Origin of the sequence: Streptomyces albidochromogenes (assembly GCF_005981925.1) — a bacterium.
In the GTDB taxonomy this organism is placed as follows: Bacteria; Actinomycetota; Actinomycetes; order Streptomycetales; family Streptomycetaceae; genus Streptomyces; species Streptomyces albidochromogenes.
Genome location: NZ_VBVX01000315.1, coordinates 1 through 7253 on the forward strand (window position 1 = coordinate 1; position 7253 = coordinate 7253).

Annotated in this window: 6 protein-coding genes; 3 read left to right on the top strand and 3 right to left on the bottom strand. The window is 73.5% G+C overall.

Features of this window, described 5'->3' with window-relative positions; genetic code table 11:
• A partial coding sequence (locus E2E34_RS28490) for an alpha/beta hydrolase (RefSeq protein WP_138904765.1) occupies positions 1-1490 on the top strand: 1490 nt, incomplete at its 5' end.
• 123 nt (positions 1491-1613) lie between these two features.
• Here the strand turns inward: E2E34_RS28490 and hemQ are convergent.
• Together hemQ and hemG are read right to left on the bottom strand one after the other, a co-directional pair.
• Positions 1614-2345, bottom strand: coding sequence for a hydrogen peroxide-dependent heme synthase (hemQ, locus tag E2E34_RS28495; RefSeq protein WP_069926384.1), 732 nt, complete (start codon positions 2343-2345; stop codon positions 1614-1616).
• 4 nt (positions 2346-2349) lie between these two features.
• A complete protein-coding gene (hemG, locus tag E2E34_RS28500) occupies positions 2350-3777 on the bottom strand; it encodes a protoporphyrinogen oxidase (protein ID WP_138904766.1) in 1428 nt (475 codons plus the stop codon).
• Between the two features lie 129 nt (positions 3778-3906).
• Between hemG and E2E34_RS28505 the strand changes: the two genes are divergently transcribed.
• Positions 3907-4923, top strand: a complete 1017-nt coding sequence (locus tag E2E34_RS28505) for a DUF4349 domain-containing protein (protein ID WP_138904767.1) — start codon at positions 3907-3909, stop codon at positions 4921-4923.
• A gap of 46 nt (positions 4924-4969) precedes the next feature.
• Positions 4970-6352, top strand: a complete 1383-nt coding sequence (locus E2E34_RS28510; protein WP_138904768.1) for an FAD-dependent oxidoreductase — start codon at positions 4970-4972, stop codon at positions 6350-6352.
• Positions 6353-6394: 42 nt separating this feature from the next.
• Here E2E34_RS28510 and hemE read toward each other — a convergent pair.
• A partial coding sequence (gene hemE, locus E2E34_RS28515) for a uroporphyrinogen decarboxylase (protein WP_138904769.1) occupies positions 6395-7253 on the bottom strand: 859 nt, incomplete at its 5' end.

Consider the following 7253-nt stretch of genomic DNA (forward strand, 5'->3'; position numbering starts at 1 on the left):
GCACCGCGCTCGCCGCCCAGCGCGCGGCCGCCGCCGGCATCGCCTTCGGCGCCTGCCCCACGTCGGAGGGCCTGCCCGCCCACGTGAAGTGCGGCACGGTCGAGGTCCCCCTCGACTACGCCGACCCCACCGGCCGCCGCATCTCACTGACCGTCAGCCGCGCCCGCGCCACCGGGAAGCCCGCCGCCCGCCAGGGCGCGCTGGTCTACAACCCCGGCGGCCCCGGCGCCTCCAGCATGTTCTTCCCCATGGCGGGCGTCCTGCCCGAGTGGAAGAAGACCGGAGCGGCGTACGACCTCGTCGGCTACGCCCCGCGCGGCGTGGGCCGCTCGGCACCGCTGTCGTGCCAGAAGCCGTCGGAGCTCGTCCAGGCCCCCAGCGAGGCCCCGACGTACCCCTCGCACGCGTACAAGCAGGAGCGGATCGCCCGCGCCAAGGCGTACGCCGACGGCTGCGCCCGCAGGGCGGGCAGCGCGCTGCGCCACTACACGTCGCTCAACAACGCCCGCGACCTGGACGTACTACGGGCGGCGCTCGGTGAGAAGAAGCTGACGTTCATGGGCGCGTCGTACGGCACCTACTTCGGCGCGCTCTACGCGACGCTCTTCCCTTCCCACGTCCGCCGCATGGTGTTCGACTCGGCGGTCAACCCGGCCCCCGGGCAGATCTGGTACCGCAACAACCTCGACCAGTCGCTCGCCTTCGAGGGGCGCTGGAGGGACTTCCGCGCCTGGATCGCCAAGCACGAGCGGACGTACCACCTGGGCAGCACGCCCGACGAGGTCCTCGCCAGTTACGAGAAGGTGCGGGCCGCACTGGCCCGCGAGCCCGCGGGCGGCAAGGTCGGGCCCGGTGAGCTCCAGGCGGCGCTGCTGAGCGCCGGTTATTACGACGACTACTGGGCCATGCGCGCCACGGCCCTGTCGGAGTACCTGAAGGGCAACCCGAAGCCGCTGATCGAGCAGGCGTCACGCAGGCCCGAGTCGGCGCGCGACGACGAGAACAGCAAGGCCGTCTACACCGCCGTCGAGTGCAACGACGCGCCCTGGCCGACCGAGTGGTGGGTGTGGGACCGCGACAACAGCCTGCTCGCGGCGCGCGCGCCCTTCGAGACGTGGGACAACGCGTGGATGAACCTGCCGTGCGCGTACTGGAGCGCTCCGCGCCAGGAGCCCCTGGACGTCGGTACGGGGCCGGGTGAGCTGCCTCCGACGCTGATCCTGGCCGCCGAGCGGGACGCGGCGACGCCGTACCCGGGCGCGCTGGAACTGCGGCGGCGGCTGGCGGGTTCCGTGCTGGTCACCGAGCGGGACGCGGGGACGCACGGCATCGGCGGCGGGCCGAACGCGTGTGTCAACCGTCATCTGGAGACGTATCTGCTGACCGGTCGGACGCCGGTGCGGCGCGCGGAATGCGCGCCGCACCGGGAGCCGAACCCGGTGTCGCTGGACGAGCGGGCCGTGGCGAAGGAGCCGGCGCCCACTGTCTGATCTTCCGGGTCTGGGGTGGCGGGCCGCCGCTCGGGCGGGCCCGCCACCAGGTCTGCGGCCGGCTCGCGCCGGCCGGTGCCGGGACTCCCGGGGGCGGTCCCCCGGGTCCCCGGCCGAAGTGCGTCAGGCGAGGCCGGCGACCAGGTCCGCGACCGACTTGCGGCGGCCGGTGTAGAACGGCACCTCTTCGCGCACGTGCATGCGGGCCTCGGAGGCACGCAGGTGACGCATGAGGTCGACGATGCGGTAGAGCTCGTCGGCCTCGAACGCCAGCAGCCACTCGTAGTCGCCGAGCGAGAACGAGGCGACGGTGTTGGCGCGCACGTCCGGGTAGCCGCGCGCCATCTTGCCGTGATCGGCGAGCATGCGGCGACGGTCCTCGTCGGGCAGCAGGTACCAGTCGTACGAGCGCACGAACGGGTAGACCGAGACGTAATTGCGCGGCGTCTCGTCGGCGAGGAACGCCGGGATGTGCGACTTGTTGAACTCGGCGGGGCGGTGCAGCGCCATGTTCGACCAGACCGGCTCCAGCGCGCGGCCCAGCTTGGTGCGGCGGAAGAGGTTGTACGCCTCCTGCAGCTGGTCCGCGGTCTCCGCGTGCCACCAGATCATGACGTCGGCGTCGGCGCGCAGACCCGACACGTCGTAGGTGCCGCGCACGGTGACGTCCTTGGCCGCGAGCTGGTCGAACAGCTCCTGGACCTCGTCGGCGTACCCGGCACGGTCCTCCGGCAGCACGTCACGGAGCTTGAAGACGGACCACAGGGTGTAGCGGATGACGTCGTTGAGGTCCTTCGCCTTCTTGCCGGCGTTGGGGCCTCGGGGGGATGTCACAGTCTCCGGAGCATCAGTCATGTCCCTATTCTCCCGCCTCGTGATCCGTGCCTCGCGCCGGGTCCCGGCTGAGCATGATCTCGTCGGCGGCGCGCTGTCCGCTCGCGACGCACGCGGGGATGCCGACACCGTCGTACGCCGCCCCGCAGACCCGCAGGCCGGGCAGCTTCGCCACCTCGGCCCGCACCCGGGCGACTCGGTCGGGGTGGCCGACGGGGTACTGCGGCAGGCCGCCGATCCAGCGGGTGACCTCGGTGGCGACGGGCCGGGCGGCGAGACCGGTGGCGGCCCCGAGGTCGCGCAGGGACACCTCCACCAGTTCGTGGTCCTCGCGGTGCAGATGGTCCTCCTCGCCGTAGCGGCCGATGGAGGTGCGCAGGACGAACAGGTCGGGGGCGGCGGCGTCCACCCACCCCCACTTGCGGGTCGAGAAGGTCGACGCCTTGATCGTCCGCCCTTCCACGGGCGGCACCAGGAACCCCGATCCCTCCGGCAGCGCCGCCACGTCGCGGCGGCGGAACGCCATGGTCACCAGCGCCATCGACGCGTACTCGACGGCGGACAGCTCGGCCGCCGCGGCCGGCGACTCGGCGGACAGGAGCGCGGAGGCCGCCCAGGCGGGGGCCGCGAGGACGACGGACTCCGCCTCGATCACCCGCTCGTCGGTACGCACCTGCCAGCCGCCCGCGCCGCGCGTCAGCCCGATCACCGGGGTGCGGAGCAGGACCTCGCCGCCCCCGGCGCGCACGGCGTCCGCCACGGCGTCGGGGAGCGTGCCGATGCCGCCCGCGATGCCCATGAAGACGGGCCCGGCCGGCTGCTTGGCGGCGGCCCCGCGCTGGATGTCCCGCACCCCGTCGAGGAGCGAGTCGTACGTCCGCGCCGCCTCGAACAGCTGCGGTACGGCGGCGCGCATCGAGGTGCGGTACACGTCACCGGCGTACACACCGCCCAGCAGCGGTTCCACCAGCCGGTCGACGACCTCCCGGCCGAGGCGCGCCGCGACGTAGGCGCCGAGCGCGACGTCGTCGCCCACCTCGGTGCGCGGGAGCTCGCGTTCGCGCCGCATCCGCGCGAGTCCCTCGGCGGACAGGATGCCGCCGAGCACCTCCGGGTCGCCGGGCACGCCCATCACGTGCCCCTTGGGCATCGGGGTCAGCGCGCCCCGGTTCCACAGCGACGCGGTGGCGGTGGCGGGCGGCTGGAGGCGGTCCGCGAGCCCCACCGCGCGGGCCAGGGCGACCGCCTCGGGACGCCGGGCCAGCATCGACTCGGCGCCCAGGTCGACGGGCACGCCCGCGATCTCGCCCGCGAGGAGCTTGCCGCCGAGCTGGTCCGTCGCCTCCAGCAGGGTGACGCGCGCGCCGGCGCCGACCAGCCGGTGGGCGGCGGCCAGTCCGGAGATGCCGCCCCCGATGACGACGACACGGCCCGTACGAGATTCCACGTTCATGGGTCCACTCTCTCAAACCGCAAACGAGTCCTGACCGTGACCACTTCGGGACCGGAAAGGGGAAACCCCCTCCCCCGCCCCGCACGTCGAACCGGCAACAGCCACCACGACGTTCCGGGGGGAACCGACATGCGCTCAGCACACGTGTCCGGGCACCGCTCTTCCAAGGCCCTGGCGGCCGCTCTGCTCACCGCCTCACTCGCGGTCGCCGGCTGCGGGGCGGGTGACAGCGGGAGCGACAGCGCCCACAAGGGCGTCAGCGCGGCCGACGACAAGGGCGGGCAGGCGCAGCGGGCGCCCGGCGGCGGGGCGGACGCCGCTTCGCAAGCGGAGGCGCAGAAGCCCTCCGGTCAGGCCGGGGCGAAGAAGCCACCGCTGGCCGGGAACCACGTCATCCGGACCGCGACCCTCTCCGTCGAGGTCCCCAGCGCCACCAAGGCGCTCGCCACGGCCCGTACGGCGGCCGAGAACGCCGGGGGTGTCGTCGGCAACGAGAGCACCGAGCGGATCGACGACAGCCACGTCTACTCCCGCATCGTGCTGCGCGTGCCGCAGGAGGAGTACGACGCGGTGCTCAAGGAGCTCGCGGGCACCGGCAAACTGCTCGACCGCAAGGCTGAGGCCAAGGACGTCACCGATCAGGTGGTGGACGTCGAGAGCCGCATCAAGTCGCAGCGCACCAGCGTCGCGCGGGTGCGGGACATGATGGACCGGGCCACCAGGATCAGCGACGTGGTCATGCTGGAGGGCGAGCTGAACACCCGTCAGACGGAGCTGGAGGCGCTGCTCGCACGCCAGGCGTCACTGAAGGACCGTACGACGATGGCGACCATCACCCTCGAACTCTCCGAGCCCGAGGCCGAGGAGGCCGGCGAGAAGGACGACGACCCGGGCTTCGTGGACGCGCTGGCGGGCGGCTGGGACGCGTTCGTCACGACCCTGAAGTGGGTCGCGATGGCGCTCGGCGCGGTGGCCCCGTTCGCGGCGGCGCTCGCCCTGATGTACGTGCTGTGGCGGCTGGTGCGCGGCCGGCTCCCGCGGCGGACGCCCGCGCCCGCCACCGGTACGGGCCCCCTGGTCCCCCCGTTCCCGGCGGCCGGGGCCGGGGCCGGCGAGCCGGCGGAGAGGCCGGGCCCGCGGGAGTAGCGCTTAGCGTGTCCTGCGGCAGCACGGATCGACCGAGGGGACACGCATGGCAGCGGCGGAACGACTGGTGGTCATCGGCGGCGACGCGGCGGGCATGTCCGCCGCGTCGCAGGCCCGCAGGCTCAGGGGCCCGGACGAACTGGAGATCGTCGCTTTCGAACGCGGCCGTTTCACGTCGTACTCGGCCTGCGGCATCCCGTACTGGGTCGGCGGAGCGGTCCCGGACCGGGACGAACTGATCGCGCGTACGCCCGAGGAGCACCGCGCGCGCGACATCGGCCTGCGCGTGCGCACGGAGGTCATCGAGATCGACGCGGCGGGCGGCCGCGTCCGGTCCCGGGACCTGGAATCGGGCGCCGAGTCGTGGACCGGCTACGACAAGCTGGTCGTGGCGACCGGCGCCCGGCCCGTGCGCCCGGCCCTGCCCGGCATCGACGCGCCGGGCGTGCACGGGGTGCAGACCCTGGGCGACGGCCAGGCGCTGATCGACACGCTGGAGCGGACGAAGGGGCGCCACGCGGTCGTCGTCGGGGCGGGGTACATCGGCGTGGAGATGGCGGAGGCGCTGGTCGGCCGCGGGTTCGAGGTGACCGTGCTGAACCGGGGCGAGCAGCCGATGTCCACCCTGGACCCGGACATGGGCCGGCTCGTCCACGACGCGATGAACGGCATGGGAATCACCACGGTCTCCGGCACGAAGGTCACAGAGATCCGCACCGGCGACGACGGCCGCGTCCGGGCGGTCGTCGCGGACGGGGAGACCTACCCGGCGGACGTGGTGGTCCTGGGCATCGGCGTGGAACCCGAGACGGCCCTCGCGCGGGACGCGGGGCTGCCGGTCGGGTCGTACGGCGGTCTGGTCACCGACCTGGCGATGCGCGTCGCCGGTCACGAGAACATCTGGGCGGGCGGCGACTGTGTCGAGGTGCTCGACCTCGTCTCGGGCCGCCGGCGCCACATCGCGCTCGGCACCCACGCGAACAAGCACGGCCAGGTGATCGGTTCGAACGTGGGCGGCGGTTACGCCACGTTCCCGGGGGTCGTCGGCACGGCGGTCAGCAAGGTGTGCGACCTGGAGATCGCGCGGACCGGGCTGCGCGAGAAGGACGCGCGGGCCGAGGGGCTCCGGTTCGTGACTGCGACGATCGAGTCCACGAGCCGCGCGGGGTACTACCCCGGCGCGTCGCCTATGACGGTCAAGATGCTCGCGGAGCGGCGTACGGGCCGGCTGCTGGGCGTCCAGATCGTCGGCCGGGAGGGCGCGGGCAAGCGGGTCGACATCGCGGCGGTCGCCCTCACGGCCCGGATGACGGTGGAGCAGATGACGGCCCTGGACCTGGGGTACGCGCCGCCGTTCTCCCCGGTGTGGGACCCGGTCCTGGTCGCGGCCCGCAAGGCGGTGGCGGCGGTACGGGAGGCGGGCGCGTAGGCCCGGCCCTGCGGGGGATGCCCCCGCAGGGCCGGGCCGCGCTCAGTGCGCCGCTGTGCGGGTGTGGACGTAGTCGGTGAGGCGGGTCAGGGCGTCGGGGTCCGTCGTCGGCAGGACGCCGTGGCCCAGGTTGAAGATGTGGCCCTCCAGGCCCGCCGCCGCGTCCAGCACCTCGTCCGTCTTCGCCATGACGGCGTCCGGCGTGGAGAAGAGCACGGCGGGGTCGAGGTTGCCCTGGAGCGCCTTGCCGGGGCCGACGCGCCGCGCCGCCTCGTCGAGCGGGACGCGCCAGTCGACGCCGACGACGTCCGCGCCGGCCTCGCCCATCAGGCCGAGCAGCTCGCCCGTGCCCACGCCGAAGTGGATGCGCGGCACGCCGTACGAGGCCACCGCGTCGAAGACCTTCGCCGAGGCGGGCATCACCGAGCGCGTGTAGTCGGCGGGGGCGATCGCGCCGACCCAGGAGTCGAAGAGCTGCACGGCGGACGCGCCGGCCTCGATCTGGACCTTGAGGAACGCGCCGGTGATCTCGGCGAGCCGGTCGAGGAGATCCGCCCACAGCTGCGGGTCGCCGTACATCAGAGCCTTGGTGTGCTCGTGGTTGCGCGAGGGACCGCCCTCCACGAGGTAACTCGCGAGAGTGAAAGGCGCGCCGGCGAATCCGATGAGCGGAGTGGACCCGAGCTCGGCCGTGAGCATCCCGATCGCCTCGGTGACGTAGGTGACGTCGTCCGGCGTGAGGTCCCGCAGGCGGGCGAGATCGGCGCGGGTGCGGATCGGCTCGGCGATCACCGGGCCGACGCCGGGCTTGATGTCGAGGTCGATGCCGATGGCCTTCAGCGGCACCACGATGTCGCTGAAGAAGATGGCCGCGTCGACGCCGTGACGGCGCACGGGCTGC